An 18,322-nucleotide genomic window follows, 5' to 3' on the forward strand; every position below is an offset into this window, starting at 1 on the left:
GGATGCGAGCTGATCGATCGGTTCGGGGGGTGGTGGCTGGCTCGGCCGTGTCCGTGCTGGCCGCGGGCGTGTCGTTCCTCGCCCCGGAGGAGGCGGTCTTGGACGCGATGCTGGCGGGCTGGGCCGCGCAGCAGACCTCGCGGCTCCTGGCGGCCACGACGATCGAGCAGCGGGTGCTCCTGGTGCGTCGGCTGGTCACGTTCACCAACGCCTACCCGTGGACGTGGACCCCGAGTGATGTCGAGGAGTGGACGACGGCGTTGGTCGGTCGGGGCCTGGCGCACTCGACGCTGCGCAACTATCAGATGGCGGTGCAGCTGTTCTGCGGGTACGTGACCGATCGCCGCTACGGCTGGGACGAAGTGTGCGAGCAGCGGTTCGGCACCCACCCCGTGCAGGTCTTCCACGAGTGGAACACCGCCGTGCATCGCGACCAGAGCGAGGCCCGGCCCGGGAACCGTCCACTCAGCCGCCAGGAGCTGCAGCAGTTCTTCGACTACTGCGACGAGCGGGTGGTGGCGGTGGGCAGGTCCGGGCGCAAGGGCTGGCTGGCGGCGTTCCGTGACGCGGCGTTGTTCAAGACCGTGTACGCCTTCGGGCTGCGCCGCCGGGAGGTGGCGATGCTGGACCTGGCCGACCTGTCGCCCAACGCGCACGCCGAGCAGTTCGGCCGGTACGGCGCGGTCTCGGTGCGCTACGGCAAGGCGATGAAGGGCGGCACGCCGCGCCGGCGCACCGTACTGACCACGATGGGCTGGGCCGCCGAGACCCTCGCGGAGTGGGTCGAGGAGATCCGCCCGGGTTACGCCTCGGCGTCGACGACGTTGTGGCCGACCGAGCGGGGCGCGGCCATCTCGACTGACCACATCAACGCCCGGTTCGCCGCCTACCGCGACCAGTGCGGTCTGCCGGCCGAGCTGGGGCCGCACTGCCTGCGCCACTCGTACATCACGCACCTGATCGAGGACGGGTTCGACCACCTGTTCGTCCAGCAGCAGGTCGGCCACTCCTGGGGATCGACCACCGCCGGGTACACGTCGGTCGGCTCGGACTACAAGAACCAGGCGCTGCGTCGGGCCCTGAGCAGGGCGTTCACCGATCCGGCTACGCCGTGACAGACAGGAGCATCGCGATGGCACCCGCTCGCAAGCTGGGATACGCCTGGCACCTGAGACTGCGGATGGCCGAACAGAACATGTTCGCCACCACCGACCTGGTCCCGCTGCTGGCCGAGCGCGGCGTGGTCCTGTCGGCCGCGCAGGTCTACCGCCTGGTCACCCAGACCCCAGAACGCCTGAGCCTGCGCACATTGATGGCGCTGTGCGACATCCTGGCGTGCAGCCCCAACGACCTGATCGAACCGGTCGCTGCGACCCGCCGGTCCCGGGCGACCGGCACCAGCGGACCAGCAGCGACCGGGGCCGCGGACGGTGGGCGGGGACGGGTTCCGCGGCGAGCCGAGATCCACCGCGACCGGTGAGTGATCCGCCCTGCGCGGGGTGCGGGCGGCAGGTCACGCTCAGGGGCGCCGGCCCGCACGGGCGCATCTGCACGGCGTGCGTGGCCCGCGCCCACCAGGGCATGTGCGCCTCGTGCGGCCGGCAGCGCAAGCTCGTGGGCCGCAACCCCGACGGGGCCCCGTGGTGCGACGCCTGCTACCGCACCGCGGCTGCGGCCCGGCTGGCCGCCCGGCGCCGCGCCGTGATCCTGGTCGCCGTCGCGGCCGCCGAACCGGCGCTGGCCAAGGCCACCGTCCTTCGGGTCATCGACCAGATGGCCGAAGGACGCCGGTTGGGACAGCTCGCCGACCACCTGCACGCCCACCCCGACGTCCTGACCACCGGCCCGACCAGCCTGCCGCCGGTCCTGGACCGGTTCGTCGACGCCCTGATCACGGCAGGCGCGAAGACGATCACGACGATCCACCCGACCTGCCAGGACTGCGGACGGACCCGACCCGCCCACCACCTCCCCGGCGGCGCGGTGATCTGCTCAGCGTGCTACGCCCGACGCACCAGTACGCAGATGTGTGCCGGGTGCGGTCAGCGGCGGCGCCCCTACGCGCGCGACCAGGCCGGTCACCCGCGCTGCCGCGGCTGCACCGACCGGGTCCGCGCAGAGGCGAAACGGACCGAGGCGCTCGAGCAGCTCACGTCCGCGCTGGCCGGGCAGGTGTCGCTGGACCGCGCCCAAGTCGCCGACGTCCTGGCGGCTGTGGCGCCCCGCGGCTATGACCTGCGGGTCTTGGCCGAACAGGTGGCCGAGCACCGCCTGACCGACCCCGGGCTCCCGTTCGTCGTGGCCCGGCTCGCGGTCGCGTTGCGCGCCGCGGGGGCTGACCTGCCCGGCCCGCCATGTCAGTCCTGCCAGCAGCCCTGTGGCAGCGACGCGAGCGTGTACGGGGCCCGGGTGCGGTGCCGGACCTGCGTGCGGCACTGCCCCGGGTGCGCCAGGCCGGCCCGGCGTGAGGATGAGCGCGTGTGCGGACGGTGCCGGCGCGACGCTCACCGGCGGCGGGGCTCGTGCGCGGGCTGCAACGAGCCGGGCCGGGTCCTCGACGACCGGGGGTTGTGCCGTTGGTGCCGGGAGCGCGCAGCGCGCCGCTGCGCCGACTGCCACCAGAACCGCGCCCTGACCATCGTCGCCGGACACCAGCTGTGCGACAGGTGCGCGTTGCGGCGGACCGTCGACGGGCTGCTCGTCGACCGCCCGCCCGGTGCCCTGTATGCGCTTCGGGCGCCGGTCCTGGCCGCCGAGCCCATGACCACCCGCCGCTGGCTGCGCCGACCAGCGGTCGCCGCGCTGCTCGCAGCTCTGGACTCCGGCCGACTCCCGCTGACTCACGCCACCTTGGACGCCCAACCCGCCAGTAGAGCGGTCGAGCATCTGCGTGACCTGCTCCTGGCCACCGGCGCGCTGGCCCCCGACCGGGACCGGCTCGTCGACCGGTTCCAGCACGGCAGCGACCAGATGCTGGCGGCCCTGGACGCCAGCGATGCACGGATCGTGCGCTCATGGCTGCGCTGGCAGGTCCTACCGCGCCTGCGTCGCCACCAGGCGGGGCCCGTGGACGTCGGCGCCGCCGTCGCCAACGCGCGACGCACCCTACGGTCCGTCATCGCGTTCCTGGCCACCATCGAAGCCGCCCACCGCACCCTGGCCAGTGCCCACCAGGGCGACATCGACAGCTGGTTTGCCAGCCCCCGCACCCGACCCCACCAGGTCCGGCCGTTCCTGGCCTGGGCCCGGCGCACCAGGGTGCTCCCTGCGGCGATCCGGCTGCCGCCCTCCTTCCGTGGCCGAAGCGAGCTGCACACCGACCCCGAACAGCGATGGTCCATCGCCCGCCGCCTTGTCCAGGGCGACACCACGGACACCGCCGACCGTGTCGCCGGCGCCCTCGGCGTCCTCTACGCCCAAACCCTCGTCCGGATCTGCGCGCTGACCACCGACGACATCGCCACCGACGGCGCCATCGTGACCGTACGTCTCGGCGGCGACCGGCTCGAGCTCCCCGAACCCTTCGCGACCCTGATCCAGTCGCTACCGCAGCCTCGGCGCCATGGTGTCGCCGAGCAGATCCCCGGGGACTGGCTGTTCCCCGGCCAGCGGGCCGGACTCCACCTCGCTGCCGCGAGCCTGGGACGCCGGTTGCGCACCATCGCCATCGAGCCACGCCGGACCCGACTGGCCGCCCTCGACCAGCTCAGCGCCGAGATCCCTCCAGCCATGCTCGCCGGGGTCCTGGGCCTCAAGACCTCTCACGTGGTCCGGCACACCACCCGCGCCGGCGGCGACTGGGCGCAATATGCCGCCGACCGCGCGACATGACGACCGTCAAATGGTGGGTGGCACGCGGACCCGACCATCCCCACCTCTCCCGAACCCCGGTCACCCGAGGGCTCATGCAGAGGCGGCAGATGCCGATGACGTGGTGGACGGTGGCATCGCCATGCGGTTGTAGCCCGGGGGTGGATCAGGTGCGGTTGGGCACACGAGTGACACTTCGCGCGGGCCTGGTGTGGGCGATGGGACTGCTCCTGGTCGCCGCCGTCGTCGGCAGTCTGGCTCTGCACGGCGACGCGCGGACCCTGGTCGTGGACGGGTTGGGGATCCTGGTGGTGTGGGTGTCCGCGGCGGTGTGCTGGCTGGCGGTCTGGCGAGTCGGGTTCCGGCGCTGGGATGTCCTGCTCGCTGCGGCCGCGGTCGTTGCGCAGGCCGCCGGACTCACCTACCTCGGCGTGGTGGTGGCCGGCGGTGGGTCAGTGCCGCTTCCCTCGCCCGCGGACGCGGTGTTCTTGTTGTTCTACCCGCTGATGCTGGCCGCGCTGCTCGTGGCGATGCGCCGTCACGTGCGGGGGCTGGCTTCGTCTCTGTGGTTGGACTGTGCGGTGGGATCACTTGGCGCGGCTTCGGTGCTGGCGGTCGTGCTCAGCCCGGTGCTGGACTCTGCCCTGGCCGGTTCGTCGTCGTTGGCCACCGCGGTGGCGGTCGCCTACCCGATGTTCGACCTGCTGCTCGTGGCCGCTGTCGCCGGGATCGTCGCCTTGGGGGGCGTGCGGGTGGGCAGCCGGTGGGTCCTGCTGGCCGCGGGCCTGATGGCCTTCGCCGCGGCGGACGTGGTCTACGCGCTTCGGGTGACCAGTGACCTCTACGTGGTCGGTTCACCGTTGGACGCCGGATGGGCGCTCGGGCTCGCCCTGATGGCGATGTGGGTCGACGCCGTCGCGCAAGACGACGGCCTGGCGACGCGGGAGACGGGTTCGACGACCGGTGCGACGGCCCTGTCGACCCTGGCGGTGGTCCTGGCGGGTGTGACGCTGGTGTTGGCCGCGGCGCGCACCCAGTTGGCGTTCCGCCAGCTCGCGCGGATGGCGGATCTGCGTCACCGGGCCGCCACCACCGACGAGTTGACGGGGCTGCCGAACCGGCGGGCCCTATATGCCGAAGCACAAGCGCGGCTGGTGGAACCGCAGCGGTGGCGCTTAGCGCTGCTGATGCTGGACCTGGACAGGTTCAAGGAGGTCAATGACAGCCTGGGCCATCACGCCGGGGACCTGCTGCTGATCCAGGTGGGCGCCCGCCTGAGCGAGCACCTGCGTGCCGGCGACGTGCTCACACGATTGGGCGGCGACGAGTTCGCGGTGCTGCTCGAGGACGTCGGCCGCGACGAGGCCGCGGCTGTCGCCGTCAAGCTGCGCGCCGCGCTGGCCGAGCCGTTCGCCTTGGAGGGCATCGCGCTGCACAGCAGCGTCAGCGTCGGGATCGCACTGTCCCCCGACGACGGCCCCGACCTGAGCTCCTTGCTGCGCAAGGCCGACATCGCGATGTACCGGGCCAAGACATCCGGCGACGGCCATCACGTCTACAGCATTGCCGACGACGCCCACGACGGCACCCGGCTGCGGACGGTGGGGGAGCTGCGGACCGCCTTGGCCGAGGATCAGCTCGTCGTGCACTACCAGCCGAAGATCGACTTGCTCACCGGTGAGGTCCGCGGTGTCGAGGCGCTGGTGCGCTGGGACCACCCCACGCGGGGTCTGCTCTACCCCGACGCCTTCCTGGACCTGGTCCAGGAGGCTGGGCTGATGCGCGCCATGACCACGGTGGTCCTCGACCTGGCCCTGGACCAGATCGCGGCCTGGCAGGCGCAGGGCCAACAACTGACGGTCGCGGTGAACATCTCGGCCAGCTCGTTGGTCGACGCCGACCTGCCCGAGCAGGTCGCCGGGATGCTCGCTGCCCGAGGTCTTGAGCCCCGCTCCCTCCAGCTGGAGATCACCGAGGAGTTCCTGATGGCCGACCGCGATCGGGCCCGGGCCATCCTGACTCGGCTGCGGCACAGCGGGGTCCAGATCTCCGTCGACGACTTCGGCACCGGGTACAGCTCGCTGTCCTACCTGCGCGACCTGCCCATCGACGAGCTCAAGCTCGACCGCTCCTTCATCTTCCCCATGGCCGACGACGCCCGCGCCGCCGCCCTGGTCGCCTCCACCATCGACCTGGCCCACAGCCTCGGCCTACGCATGGTCGCCGAAGGCGTCGAGACCGACGTCGCCTACACCGAGCTGACCCGCCTGGGCTGCGACCAGGCGCAGGGCTACTTCATGTCCAGACCCGTCCCCGCCGCCGAGCTCGACCACTGGCTCAGCGCCCGCCGCGCCACCGCGAAGCTCATTGATCTCCCCAACCGCGGCCCGCTGCGCCCCTCGGGTAGGCACTGAGCTCAACCCCACCGCAGAGCGCCACCTGAGTCCCGGCACCGGTGACCGTGACTCGGAACTGTCAAGGGGGGCGGTGCTCCCATAGGCCCCATACGAGAACGGACCAACCTTCAAGTGCCCAGCCGCCTGCCTGCGTGTCTGACCGCGCCACTGTGCCGCGTCCAGCTCGCCGGGGCACTCGAACTGTCCCGTTGCGAGACGCCAGACCCAGAGCCTTCACGACGCTGGGATGCCGAGTGGCACGACAGACCCTGGACATCACCACAACCGAGGGCAAGCGCGACTTCGTGCGCAACCTCGTGGCGTACAACGTCGTCCTCGAGGGGATCTGGTTCTACAGCGGGTTCATGGTCGCCTTGAGCTTCCGGCAGCGGAACCTGCTGCGGAACTTCGGCTCGTTGATCGACTGGGTGGTCCGCGACGAGTCGCTGCACCTGAAGTTCGGGATCAACCTCATCCTCACGGTGCTGGAGGAGAACGAGGACCTGCAGACCCCGGAGTTCGCCGACGAGATCCGGCAGATGGTGCTCGACGCCGTCGCGCTGGAGGAGCAGTACAACCACGACCTGCTGCCGCACGGGATCCTCGGGCTCAACGCCGACTACGTCAACCAGTACGTCAAGTACCTCGCCGACCGGCGCCTGGAGGAGCTCGGCTTCGAGCCGCACTACAACGTGCCGAACCCGGCCAAGTGGATGGCCACGGCCAACGACACCCTGCAGCTGGTCAACTTCTTCGAGGCGACGAACACGTCGTACGAGGTCAATGCGAGCGCGTCGACCGCCCGGGGCTGACGACCGCTTGCGACCTTCGGTCGAGGGCGGACGGGGTGATCGCATCGTGAGAACCTCGTCCACCCTGTCGGCTAGGGTGGCTGTCGCCAACGGTTCACCAGCCCCACGGGGCCGGGTGAGGCAAGAGGGAACCCGGTGCGAGTCCGGGACTGCCCCGCAGCGGTATGTGGGAACGACAGCCGTCAATGAAGCACTGGGCGCCAGCCTGGGAAGCGACGGCCGGTAGGAGCGAGCAGGACGCCCACGAGTCCGAAGACCTGCCGTTGGTCCGCGCACCGCCGGTGCGCGGTGTCCGGAGCCTCTCGGGTGGGCTGGGTGGATGGGTGCCGTCGCGCCCTGCCCAGCCCTGCTCCCGCTGTCTCCGGTGCTTTCCGCACGCTCGCGAGGAGAGAGTCTGTGACCACGATCGGTACCACCGTCCTCGGATACCCGAGAATCGGCCCGCGCCGGGAGCTGAAGCGCGCCGTCGAGCAGTACTGGGCCGGAAGGATCGACCAGGCCGCCCTGCTGGAGGTCGGGCGGGGCCTGCGCGCCGCGACCTGGGCCGAGCTGCGCGACGCCGGGCTGGACTCCGTCCCTGGCAACACGTTCTCGTTCTACGACCACGTGCTCGACACGGCGGCCCTGTTCGACGCCCTGCCGTCGCGGTTCGCCGCGATCGGACTGTCCCCGCTGGACACCTACTTCGCGGCGGCGCGCGGGTACGGCCAGGAGCCGCCGCTGGAGCTGACCAAGTGGTTCGACACGAACTACCACTACCTCGTCCCGGAGTTGGGGCCCGAGACCGTGTTCCGGCTCGCCGGGGACAAGCCGCTGGCCGAGTTCCGCGAGGCTCTCGACCAGGGCATCGTCACGCGACCGGTGCTGCTCGGCCCGGTGACCTTCCTGCTGCTCGCCAAGCCGACCGCCAGCGGGTTCGACCCGCTTAGCCTTCTCGACAGGCTGCTCGACGTCTACGCCGAGCTGCTCACTCGGCTGCACGCCGAGGGTGCGCCCTGGGTGCAGCTCGACGAGCCGGCGTTCGCTGCCGACCGCACCTCGGCCGAGCTGGACGCCCTGCGTCGTGCCTACGCGCGGCTGGGTGGCCTGGCGGAGCGGCCGCAGCTGCTCGTCACCGGGTACTACGGCGACCTCGGGCCGGCGCTCGCGGTCCTGGCGGACGCCCCGATCGAGGCAGTGGCGGTCGACTTCGTCGCGGCGCCCGGCAGCTCGCTCGCCGGCCTGCCCGGGCTGCGGGACAAGACCGTCGTGGCCGGCCTGGTGGACAGCCGCAACGTCTGGCGGACGGACCTCCCGGCGGCGCTGGCCACCGCCCGGGCGCTGCTGGGATTCGCCCGGCAGGTGGCTGTTTCGGCGTCTGCGACGCTGCTGCACGTGCCCTACGACCTGGACGCAGAGACCGCCCTGCAGCCGAAGGTGCGCGAGCGGCTGGCATTCGCCCGCCAGAAGGTGCGTGAGGTCGTGCTCCTCGGGGCTGCCCTCGCGGGCGAGGCAGGGGCGGACTGGACGGTGGAGGTCGCCAGGCCGTCACCCGCCCCGCGCCGCGACGACGTCGTCCGCGCCCGCGTCTCGGCGCTGCGCCCCGAGCACCTGGACCGCGTGCCGTTCGAGCAACGCGCTGCCGCCCAGCAGGAGCTGCTGGGACTGCCGCTCCTGGCCACGACGACCATCGGCTCGTTCCCGCAGACCGAGCAGATCCGACGTAGCCGCGCGGAGCTACGCTCGGGCGCGCTCGACACCTGCGTCTACGAGCAGCGGATGTGCGAGGAGATCGCCCGCGTCATCGCGCTGCAGGAGGACGTCGGCCTGGACGTGCTGGTGCACGGCGAGCCCGAGCGCAACGACATGGTGCAGTACTTTGCCGAGCACCTCGACGGGTTCGCCACCACGCAGCACGGTTGGGTGCAGTCCTACGGCTCGCGGTGCGTGCGGCCGCCCGTCCTGCACGGGGACGTGTCCCGGCCCGCCCCGATCACGGTCCGCTGGACCACCTACGCCCAGGGTCTGACCACCAAGCCCGTCAAGGGGATGCTCACCGGCCCCGTCACGATCCTGGCGTGGTCGTTCGTGCGCGACGACCAACCGCTGGCCGAGACTGCGTCGCAGGTCGCTCTCGCACTGCGCGACGAGATCGGGGACCTCGAGGCAGCGGGCACCCACATCGTGCAGGTCGACGAGCCCGCGCTGCGCGAGCTCCTGCCGCTGCGGGAGGCGCAGCGCTCGGCGTACCTGGCTTGGGCGGTCGGCGCGTTCCGGCTCGCCACCGCCGGGGCCGCACCGACCACGCAGGTCCACACGCACCTTTGCTACTCGGAGTTCGGCGACGTGATGAGCGCGATCGAGGGTCTGGACGCCGACGTGACGACGATCGAGGCGGCACGCTCAGGGATGGAGATCCTTGGCGACCTGCAGGCGGCCGGCTTCGCACGTGCCGTCGGGCCGGGGGTCTACGACATCCACTCGCCGCGGGTGCCGAGCGAGGACGACATCGTCGCCCTGCTCACCGAGGCGGTGCGTGCGGTGCCCGGTGAGCGGCTGTGGGTCAACCCGGACTGCGGGCTGAAGACCCGCGGCTACGCCGAGGTCGAGCCCGCGCTGCGCCACCTTGTCGCGGCGACGCGCCGAATCCGAGCGACGCTGCAATGACAGCGGGTCAGCTCGCGCCGAGCCCGGACGGCGTGACCACAGCGTCGGGATGACGACGCCTTCGACTGCGTGTCGTCCTGTGCTCGCCATCCGTCCTGCACGGATGGCGAGCACAGGGGGTCAGAGGGCAGTGACGATGCGGGGAGCCGCAGCGGCCTCGCCCTCTCGCCGACCGCAGTGCGCCGGTGGCGCCCGGTGCCCCTGATGGGCACGGCCGTCGTCGTCGCGCCCCTGCTCGTCGGTGGGGCTGATCACCGGGTGCCTGTCCATGGTCTTGCTGGGGGTCCAGGACCGCTACGGGCAGGGTCCTTCGAGTCAGTGGCCAGCGACCAGCTCGCCGTCCTCACGGGGCGCTCGTCATGGGCGAGCCGTGCTGCGAACGTGCCATCCGTGCAGACCTGCGCAGCCCTTTCGGCACCACCTCAGCTCGCCACCGTACCCGTTTCCGGGCCGGCGACCGCACCGATCGCGACTAGGAGGCCCGCGAGTGCCAGCAGGGCGGCCACGGCCTCCTGATCCCCGAGGGCCTGCTGCAGCGGCGGCAGGTAGTACGGGTACAGGGCGGGCAGCACGATCGAGAGGCTGTATGCCAGGCCGTACCCGCTCGAGCGCACTGCGGTCGGGAAGCGTTCGGTCAGGTAGGCAGCAATCGGACCATAGACGGACACCGTGACAATCTGCAGCGACACCACGAGGAGCACGAGCGCCGCCTGAGCTGTCTGATGGAAGATCGCCAGGTAGACGATTGGCGCCAGAATCGTGGAGAGAACGCCGAAGCCGATGAAGAAGACGCGCCGTCCGATGAGGGTCGAGAGATGGCCGCAGCCGGCCATGGCGATGGCCGAGACCACCGTCGCACACATCATGGTGAAGGAAACGCCCTGATCGGAGAGGTGTCCGTCGGTCTTCAGCTGGCCGGTGAGAACCGCGAGCGCCATGTTGGTGAAGAGCCACATCCCGGTCATCATGACGAATACCTGCCGCAGCGGGCGGCGATTCGCACCGACGAAGATGTCCTGGAGCGGGTTCGGTACCTTGGCAGTGCGCTTCCACACCGGGGCATCGGAAACGTACTTACGATAGTAGATCAGCATGGCAAACGCCATCAGCGAGCCCAGGAGAAACGGAATCCGCCAGCCCCATGCGCTGTACCTGTCCGCGCCCAATACGCCAAGCAGAACGAAGACCAGCATCGCGATCGAGGCGTTGGCCCACGGTGACATCCACATGATCAAACCGCTGACGAGGCCGCGCCGGCGCGGGACTGTCCACTCCATCGCGAGCGGCACGGCGGACGTGTATCCACCGCCGATGAAGACCCCGCTCAGGAGGCGCAGCGCGAGGATCGACATGAGGGTACCGGGGCCCAGCAGCGCCTGGCCGGGTACCAGAGCGACAAGCAGGGTTGTGGTGGCGACGCCTGCCATCGTGATCTTCGTTGTGGTGGTCCGGCCGATCCGATCGGCCACCGGACCAAAGATCGCAGCGCCGAGTGGGCGTCCGATCAACGTGGCGACGAAGATCAGGCCTGCGTTCGTCGCCACATTCTCGGCGCCGTAGAGACTTGCGGCGGCGGGGGCCAGCGCGATGATCGGCAGGAATATGTCGAATTGATCGACGTAGTTGCCAAGTACTCCGCCTCGTACAGCACGTTTGGCCGCAAGGGGCATCGCAGCGCCCTCCGGGTTCGATCGGGTCTCAAGGGTTGTTGCATGTTCGAGCTGCGGGCACATCGGATGCTCCCTTTCTTCGACGGCATGAGCCAGAGCCCCTCGCCGGGGCTCGCGTTCTCGGGTGTGTACGCCAGGGCAGGCGCTTTCGGTGGCCGACGTGCGGCGGGCGCCGCCGTCGTGGATGCGGCCGACGCTGCCGGGTCCGGTCCGTCAGGACGCTGCTGAGCGGGGTCGTCCTCGTGGCCATAGCGCGTGGAAGTGGTGTACCGGGCCGTGCCCGTGACCTACGTCAAGGGCGTGCGCGGCGAGCAGTGCGCCGGTCAGGTAGTCCTTGGCGTCAGCGACCGCGCTGGTCCAGTCCGGCCGTTGGGGGCGTAGCGCGGCGATTGCGGCGGAGAGGGTGCAGCCGGTGCCGTGGGTATTGCGCGTCGGCACGCGGGCGGCGCGCAGGCGGGTGACCTTCCCGTCAACCTGGAGCAGGTCCACGCTCTCGGGGCCGTTGAGGTGGCCACCCTTGATGAGCACACCGGGACAAAGCCGCTGGAGTCCTTCAAGTTGGCCGAACATCTCGTCCTCGCTGGTGGCCTCGTCCGCGCCGAGCAGGTCGGCGGCCTCCAGCAGGTTCGGGGTGATCAGGTCGACGACGGGCAGCAGCTCCTCTCGTAGTGCTCTCCTTGCATCGGCGGTGAGCAGCCGGTCACCGCTTGTGGCGACCATGACCGGGTCCAGCACGATGTACGGGGGACGGTGCCTCCTGAGGGCGGCCGCGACCGCCCCGATGACGTCGGCGGTGCCGAGCATGCCGATCTTCACTGCGTCGATGCGAACATCGTCGAACAGGTTCTCCAGCTGCACGGTGACGAAGTCACCGGGAACCTGATGGATCGCCGCGACCCCCATGGTGTTCTGGGCGACGAGCGCGCTGATGACGGTCGTGCCGTACACGCCCAAGGCGGAAAAGGTCTTCAGATCGGCTTGGATGCCGGCGCCGCCGCTGGGGTCGGTGCCGGCGATGCTCAGCGCATGGACGATCATGGGCGGCCATTGCGCAGAGCGGCGGTTGCGGCGCCGGGGTCGGGGGCGGCGCAGATCGCTGACGCGACGGCCAGCCCGTCGACCCCGGTCGCCCAGACCGAGGGCGCGTTGTGACGGTTGATGCCACCGATCCCGATGCACGGCAGGTCTGTGCAGCTGCGCAGGGCGGCTGCCGCGTCGAGTCCCAGGGCAGCCCGGGCATCCGGCTTTGTCGTGGTGGGAAACACGGGGCCGATGCCGAGGTAGTCCACGGTGCCGGTGGGCAGGGCGTGCACCTGCGCGATCTCCTCGGCCCGCGAGACGGACAGACCGATGAGGAAGCGCGGGCCGGCGAGGCGCCGCGCGTGGTGCACGTCCAGATCGGATTGGCCCAGGTGGACGCCGTCCGCGCCGGCCGCGAGGGCCACGTCAAGTCGGTCGTTGATCAGCAGGGGGATCCCTGAGCCGCTCAGCGCGCCCAGCAGTTCGACGGCGAGCGCCAGAAGCTCGCGTCCGGACGCCTGCTTGTCTCTCAGCTGCACCGCGCCCACGCCGCCGCGGACCGCGGCGTCCACGGTGGCGAGCGTCCCGCGCGGACCAGATGGCTGGGTGCCGATCACCAGGTACACCGTAAGGTCAAGGGCCATGGCTTCAACCCGCGTGCGTGCGAAGGGCTGCGGAGTCAAGCCTGTACAGGGCGTCCAGCAAGGAGACCGCGAAGCTACCCGGGCCCTCGCTCCGCTTGACTGCGACCTCGGCGGCCACGGTGAGTATCGTCGTCGCCGCGCTCGCGGCCAGGAGTGGTGAGCGCTCCACCGCGCAGCACGCCGAGACCAGTGCCCCCAGGGCGCATCCGACGCCGGTCACCCTGGTCATCATCTCGTGACCGGTGCGCACGTCCAGGACCACGGCGCCATCGGTGATGTAGTCGATGGCACCGCTCACAGCGACCGTGGTCCCTTGCCGACGGGCAAGCTCGATGGCCCGCTCAAGGGCGTCTCGCGAGCCGGACGTGGAGTCCACCCCGCGTCCCGCCGAATCCGTCACACCGGCGAGCGAGAGGATCTCCGATGGGTTGCCGCGGATCACTGCGGGGCCGCTGGCCAGCAGCTCGGTCGCGAACCGGGTCCGGTACGCCAGGGCCCCGACCGCGACCGGATCCAGAACCCAGGGGGTGCCCGCCCGTGCGGCGGCAGCAACGGCGGCGCGCATCGCCGTGACCTTGTCGGGGGAAAGGGTCCCGAGATTCACCAGGACCGCGTCCGCGACTTGGGCGAACTCTGCGGACTCTTCGGAGTTCTCCACCATCGCCGGTGACGCGCCGACAGCCAGCAAGACGTTCGCGGTGAAGCCGGCCACGACGATGTTGGTCATACAGTGCACGAGGGGGCCGCGCCGGCGCAGCTCGTCAAGAACGCGGATCGCATCATCAGCGGACGCGCGAACGCGCGGTGGAGCGAGCGCGCCCCGACCCGTCCCGTCGGGGCGCTGCGATACAGCGTGTTCCCCTCCCATTTCCCGAGACTCCGGCTCGGGCAGCGGTGCGGCGGCCATGGCTAGATCGCCTGCAACGGCAGGTATACCGAGCTGCCCATGCGAGCGAATTCTGCGGACTTGTCGGCCATGCCGGCGTCAATCGCTTCCAGGCTGGAGAGCCCGTTGTCTCCCGCATAGGTTCTTGCGTCGGCCGAGATGCGCATGGAGCAGAATTTCGGCCCGCACATGGAACAGAAATGTGCGGTCTTTGCGGGTTCCGCCGGAAGTGTCTCGTCGTGAAAGCTGCGGGCCGTGTCCGGGTCCAAGGACAACGCGAACTGATCATTCCACCGGAACTCGAAACGGGCTCGACTGAGCGCGTCGTCACGTTCCTGGGCGCGCGGGTGCTGTTTGGCCAAGTCGGCCGCATGGGCGGCGATCTTGTAGGTGATGACTCCCGTCTTCACGTCGTCGCGGTTCGGCAGGCCCAGATGTTCTTTGGGTGTGACGTAGCACAGCATGGCGGTTCCGGCCTGGGCGATCATTGCCGCGCCGATGGCCGAGGTGATGTGGTCGTAGGCCGGGGCGATGTCGGTGGCCAGGGGGCCGAGCGTGTAGAAGGGCGCTTCTTCGCAGAGCTCCTCCTCCAGCCGGACGTTCTCCACGATCTTGTGCATGGGGACGTGTCCGGGGCCCTCGATCATGACCTGCACACCGTGGGACTTGGCGATCCTGGTGAGTTCCCCCAGCGTGCGCAGCTCGGCGAATTGGGCTTCGTCATTGGCGTCGGCTATGGATCCGGGGCGCAACCCGTCACCGAGGGAGAAGGTCACGTCGTAGCGTCGAAGGATCTCGCAGAGCTCGACGAAGTGCGTGTACAGGAAGCTCTCCTGATGGTGCGCGAGGCACCAGGCCGCCATGATCGAACCGCCGCGGGAAACGATCCCGGTGACGCGCCTGGCTGTCAGCGGCACGTACCGCAACAGGACCCCGGCGTGGACCGTCATGTAGTCAACGCCCTGTTCGCACTGCTCGATGACCGTGTCGCGGTAGATTTCCCAGGTCAACGCGGTGGGATCGCCTTTGACCTTCTCCAAAGCCTGATAGATGGGCACCGTACCCACCGGGATGGGCGAGTTCCGCAGAATCCATTCGCGGGTCAGGTGAATGTCCTTACCCGTCGACAAGTCCATGAGCGTGTCCGCGCCCCACCGGGCGGCCCACACCATCTTCTCTACTTCTTCAGCGATGGAGGACGTGACCGCGGAGTTGCCGATGTTCGCATTGATCTTCACAGAGAACGCCTTGCCGATGATCATCGGCTCGCTCTCTGGGTGCCTGTGGTTGGCCGGGATGACAGCCCGGCCCCGTGCTACTTCGTCGCGGACAAGTCCTGCCGGTAGCCCCTCCCTGGCGGCCACATAGGCCATTTCGGGAGTGATGATCCCGGACCTTGCCCAGACCAGCTGCGTGGCAGCCCCGTCAATGGCCTGGGGGCGGTCCCACCCGTCTCGCGTCTTGGACAACCCGGCCACCAGATCGATCACGGCGCTCTCGTCGGTGTATGGCCCGGAGGTGTCGTAGAGGTCGAAGTGCTCACCGTTGCTCAGGTTCACTCGCCGGAGCGGGACACTCATCCCCGGGAATCCGGCGACAAGTTCGAATCGCTTCGTGCTGCCCATGACAGGACCCGTGGTCACAGCGGACACAGTTGTAGCGTCATCTTGGCGCATCGTGATGCTCTCCCTACGCCGGCATTACCCGGACAGGTTCAACGGTCGACGGCCCTAGCCGTCCTCTCAGCTCACTGGTGCGAACTCCCGCGGTGGTTGACTGACACCCACAGCCTAGCCTCGATCTTTCACAGGTCTCGGGCGTGAGGGTCTGGCGCGGCTCGATGGTCGTGCTGGTTGCTGATTCTGGCCGGTGGGTATGACACGGCGGCCCGCTGTCGTGCGGGTTGGGCGCCGGTTCCAGTGGCCGGGGGTGTGCTCGGGGTCGTCGGGGCGGTGGTGTTCGGTGTCAGCCGGGAGCCAGTGCTCCGAGTCGACAGAGCCCGGCCAGGAGCAGCGGGGCGAAGGGCGACCGGGCTGCCAGGTGCAGGCGGACGCGCCGCCCGGAGCGGGCCAGGGTCGCCGGGATCGTGAAGAGTCGGAACCGTAAGGTCTTGGGTTCCCAGCGCCGGGCCTCGTGCCCGGTCAGGGCGAGCATGCCCATCCAGGCGGTGATGTCGGCGGCCAGGGCCACGACGGCGCACCAGATCCGGTTCGCGGCGAACGACTTCAACGGCAGGTTGTTCAGGCCGGTGTCCTTGGCGATGCGGCTGCGGTCTTCGCAGCGGGCTCGGCGCCGGTGGCGCAGCTCGAGGTCGGCGAGCTGGCCTTGAGTGCTGTTGGTGACGAACGCGGTGATCCGCATGCCGTCGACGTCTTCGAAGCGCAGCTGGGCGCCGGGGTGGGGTCGTTCCTTGCGGACGATCACCCGCATCCCCTTCGGCCAGGCGGACAGGTCCATCAGGTGGGTCAGCTCGGCGACCCACGCGCCGTCGCGGACCTGGTCGACCGCGTCGTAGGCCGGTGCCCACACGTGCTCGGGGATGAGCCCCAGCAGGTCAGGGGTGTTCTGCGGCAGGGTGAACCCGACCGAGTACGCAAGCCGTCGCCTCGTCAGGGCCTCGATGACCTTGTGCGACCCGCCGGCCCCGTCGATCCGGACCAGGATCGACTTGCCGCGGGTGGCCCCCGGGATCTGTGCCAGCGCCTGCGAGATCACGTGCAGGTGGTCGGCGGCGGTGTTCGAACCCGCGTTCCCGGCCCGCAACAGGACCGCGACCGGCTCCCCGGTCCCCTCGGGCCCGTGGTCGACGAACGCGCACAACGGGTGGAACCCGAACCCCCGCTTGAATGTCGGCGCCGCGTTCTGCTTATCGCTGTGTGCCGTGACCAGGGTCGCGTCGATGTCGATGACCAGCGGGTGCGCGGCGTCGCGGCCATGGTCTGGAGCGTGGACGCCGACTGCCTTCCAGACCTTCGCGCGGGCGGCGGCCCGGGCCCGGTTGATCGCGGCCAGGGCCGCGTCCGCGTCGCCGGCCAGCCGGGCCAGCACCCGTGAGAGCGTCGGGTCGGAGGCCACCGAACCGTAGATCGCAGGCTCGGCGCGGACCACGGCCAGGTCCGAGCAGGTGTCCCCACCCAGGGCGAGGGTCATGGCCAGATCCAGCAGGACCTTGGCCGGGTCGTGCGTCGCGGACGGCGACCGCCACGGCGCCAACGCCCGGGACAACTCGACATCCAGACCAGCGGCCCGCACGGTCGAGGTCAGCAGCACCCCGCCGGCCTGGCCGACCGCCGACCCGCCGTCGGCGTCAACGGTCAACCGTGGTAGAAACCGGTACGCTTCTTCACCTGGAAGGTGCTCCTCGAACTGGACTGATACGGCCCTCGACAAGCCACATCATCCCTGGTCAGGAGCACTTTTCACGTCCTCGGCACGCCACCGCCGTGAAAGGGCGAGGTTAACGCCACCTAGGGCGTGTTGATCAAGAGGTTTCGGGGGTTGTTCGGGGAGTCTTGACCGGTGGCGCGTCGTGAGATCTCTGATGAGGTGTGGGTTGTCCTGGAGCCGCTGATGCCGGCGGCCTCGGGACGTTCGCGTCCGTGGACCGATCACCGTCTGGCGGTCGAGGGCATGGTGTGGAAGTACCGCACCGGGGCGCCGTGGCGGGACGTACCGGAGCGGTTCGGTAAGTGGAACTCGATCTACAAGCGGTTCACGCGCTGGGCCGCCGATGGCACCTGGGCGAGGCTTCTGGCCGAGGTGCAGCGTCGCTCCGACGCGGCGGGAAGCCTGGATTGGGTGGTCTCGATCGACTCGACGATCACCCGCGTCCACCAGCACGGCGCGACCCTAACCCGGGACACAGGGGGCCTTGGCGAATCACAAGAATCCGTGGGCCGAACCGCCTGACCACGCGATCGGTCGCTCCCGCGGCGGCCTGACCTGCAAGGTTCACCTTGTCGCCGACGGCAAGGGCCGCCCGCTGAGCTGGGTGCTCACCGGCGGGAACGTGAACGACACCACGATGCTGGCCGCCACGCTGGACCAGGTCCGCGTCCCGCGGGCCGGAGCCGGGCGCCCCCGCACCCGCCCGGACAGGGTCCTGGCCGACAAGGGCTACCCCTCCAAGGCGAACCGCGCCTGGCTACGGGCCCGCGGGATCGCCGCGACGATCCCCGAACGAGACGACCAGATCGCCCACCGCCGCAAGAAGCCCGGACGGCCGATCGACTTCGGACCCGACCAGCGCCGCCGCTACCGCGGCCGCAACGTCGTCGAACGGTGCTTCAACACGCTCAAGGGCTGGCGCGGCATCGCGATGCGCACCGACAAGACCGCCCGCAGCTACCGCGCCGCGATCCAGCTCGCTGCCACCCTCATCTGGATCAAGACCGACTTAGTCAACACGGCCTAGTGGGCGAGCGATCCAGGGGCCGCC

General features: G+C 70.0%; 12 protein-coding genes, 1 pseudogene and 2 riboswitches. Of the genes and pseudogenes, 7 read left to right on the forward strand and 6 right to left on the reverse strand.

What is annotated here, in order from left to right:
• The first annotated feature begins 2 nt into the window (after positions 1-2).
• The 6 genes and pseudogenes from K415_RS0111260 to metE all read left to right on the forward strand — a co-directional run bounded on the left by K415_RS0111260 (position 3) and on the right by metE (position 9,664).
• A complete protein-coding gene (locus K415_RS0111260; RefSeq protein ID WP_029663615.1) occupies positions 3-1,115 on the forward strand; it encodes a tyrosine-type recombinase/integrase in 1,113 nt (370 codons plus the stop codon).
• A 17-nt stretch (positions 1,116-1,132) separates the two neighbouring features.
• A complete protein-coding gene (locus K415_RS0111265; RefSeq protein ID WP_029663616.1) occupies positions 1,133-1,480 on the forward strand; it encodes a helix-turn-helix transcriptional regulator in 348 nt (115 codons plus the stop codon).
• An 80-nt stretch (positions 1,481-1,560) separates the two neighbouring features.
• The gene (locus K415_RS0111270) at positions 1,561-3,831 is read left to right on the forward strand and encodes a hypothetical protein (protein ID WP_155859438.1); all 2,271 of its coding nucleotides are present in this window, start codon (positions 1,561-1,563) and stop codon (positions 3,829-3,831) included.
• Between the two features lie 197 nt (positions 3,832-4,028).
• A complete protein-coding gene (locus tag K415_RS0111275; protein ID WP_024287157.1) occupies positions 4,029-6,224 on the forward strand; it encodes a bifunctional diguanylate cyclase/phosphodiesterase in 2,196 nt (731 codons plus the stop codon).
• Between the two features lie 233 nt (positions 6,225-6,457).
• A pseudogene (locus K415_RS0111280) lies at positions 6,458-7,018 on the forward strand (ribonucleotide-diphosphate reductase subunit beta); the annotation flags it as partial.
• A 73-nt stretch (positions 7,019-7,091) separates the two neighbouring features.
• Positions 7,092-7,298: riboswitch (cobalamin riboswitch) on the forward strand.
• Positions 7,299-7,414: 116 nt separating this feature from the next.
• Positions 7,415-9,664: a 5-methyltetrahydropteroyltriglutamate--homocysteine S-methyltransferase gene (metE, locus tag K415_RS0111285; protein WP_024287159.1), complete on the forward strand. Its 2,250-nt coding sequence runs from the start codon at positions 7,415-7,417 to the stop codon at positions 9,662-9,664.
• A gap of 422 nt (positions 9,665-10,086) precedes the next feature.
• On the opposite strand, the gene K415_RS0111290 is transcribed toward metE, so the two are convergent.
• The 6 genes from K415_RS0111290 to K415_RS0111315 all read right to left on the reverse strand — a co-directional run bounded on the left by K415_RS0111290 (position 10,087) and on the right by K415_RS0111315 (position 17,202).
• Entirely contained in the window at positions 10,087-11,397 is a 1,311-nt protein-coding gene (locus K415_RS0111290) for an MFS transporter (protein WP_051480522.1), read from the reverse strand.
• Between the two features lie 150 nt (positions 11,398-11,547).
• Entirely contained in the window at positions 11,548-12,372 is an 825-nt protein-coding gene (thiD, locus tag K415_RS0111295; protein ID WP_024287161.1) for a bifunctional hydroxymethylpyrimidine kinase/phosphomethylpyrimidine kinase, read from the reverse strand.
• Positions 12,369-12,998 carry a thiamine phosphate synthase gene (thiE, locus tag K415_RS0111300; RefSeq protein ID WP_024287162.1) on the reverse strand — a complete coding sequence of 210 codons (630 nt, stop codon included), beginning with the start codon at positions 12,996-12,998 and terminating at the stop codon, positions 12,369-12,371. Before thiE ends, thiD begins: the two co-directional genes overlap by 4 nt.
• A 4-nt stretch (positions 12,999-13,002) precedes the next feature.
• The gene (gene thiM / locus K415_RS0111305) at positions 13,003-13,905 is read right to left on the reverse strand and encodes a hydroxyethylthiazole kinase (protein WP_231494878.1); all 903 of its coding nucleotides are present in this window, start codon (positions 13,903-13,905) and stop codon (positions 13,003-13,005) included.
• A 2-nt stretch (positions 13,906-13,907) separates the two neighbouring features.
• Positions 13,908-15,509, reverse strand: a complete 1,602-nt coding sequence (thiC, locus tag K415_RS0111310; RefSeq protein WP_231494879.1) for a phosphomethylpyrimidine synthase ThiC — start codon at positions 15,507-15,509, stop codon at positions 13,908-13,910.
• Positions 15,510-15,554: 45 nt separating this feature from the next.
• Positions 15,555-15,661: riboswitch (TPP riboswitch) on the reverse strand.
• A gap of 188 nt (positions 15,662-15,849) precedes the next feature.
• On the reverse strand, positions 15,850-17,202 hold the full coding sequence (locus K415_RS0111315) for an IS1380 family transposase (protein ID WP_024287166.1): 1,353 nt from the start codon (positions 17,200-17,202) through the stop codon (positions 15,850-15,852).
• A 252-nt stretch (positions 17,203-17,454) separates the two neighbouring features.
• Between K415_RS0111315 and K415_RS23500 the strand changes: the two genes are divergently transcribed.
• A protein-coding gene (locus K415_RS23500) for an IS5 family transposase (protein ID WP_369795279.1) occupies positions 17,455-18,298 on the forward strand; the annotation gives its coding sequence in 2 pieces (ribosomal slippage) (positions 17,455-17,748 and positions 17,750-18,298; 843 coding nt in all).
• Positions 18,299-18,322 lie beyond the last annotated feature (24 nt).

It is taken from the genome of Cellulomonas sp. KRMCY2 (genome assembly GCF_000526515.1).
Taxonomy (GTDB): Bacteria; Actinomycetota; Actinomycetes; order Actinomycetales; family Cellulomonadaceae; genus Actinotalea.

What these genes read in the sequence shown, in the direction of transcription:
- thiD (WP_024287161.1), bottom strand. Translation starts at nt 12,372, where the DNA reads ATGATCGTCCATGCGCTGAGCATCGCCGGCACCGACCCCAGCGGCGGC.
- thiC (WP_231494879.1), bottom strand. Translation starts at nt 15,509, where the DNA reads ATGGGCAGCACGAAGCGATTCGAACTTGTCGCCGGATTCCCGGGGATG.
- K415_RS0111275 (WP_024287157.1), top strand. Translation starts at nt 4,029, where the DNA reads ATGGGACTGCTCCTGGTCGCCGCCGTCGTCGGCAGTCTGGCTCTGCAC.
- K415_RS0111290 (WP_051480522.1), bottom strand. Translation starts at nt 11,397, where the DNA reads ATGTGCCCGCAGCTCGAACATGCAACAACCCTTGAGACCCGATCGAAC.
- thiE (WP_024287162.1), bottom strand. Translation starts at nt 12,998, where the DNA reads ATGGCCCTTGACCTTACGGTGTACCTGGTGATCGGCACCCAGCCATCT.
- thiM (WP_231494878.1), bottom strand. Translation starts at nt 13,905, where the DNA reads ATGGCCGCCGCACCGCTGCCCGAGCCGGAGTCTCGGGAAATGGGAGGG.
- K415_RS0111265 (WP_029663616.1), top strand. Translation starts at nt 1,133, where the DNA reads ATGGCACCCGCTCGCAAGCTGGGATACGCCTGGCACCTGAGACTGCGG.
- K415_RS0111260 (WP_029663615.1), top strand. Translation starts at nt 3, where the DNA reads ATGCGAGCTGATCGATCGGTTCGGGGGGTGGTGGCTGGCTCGGCCGTG.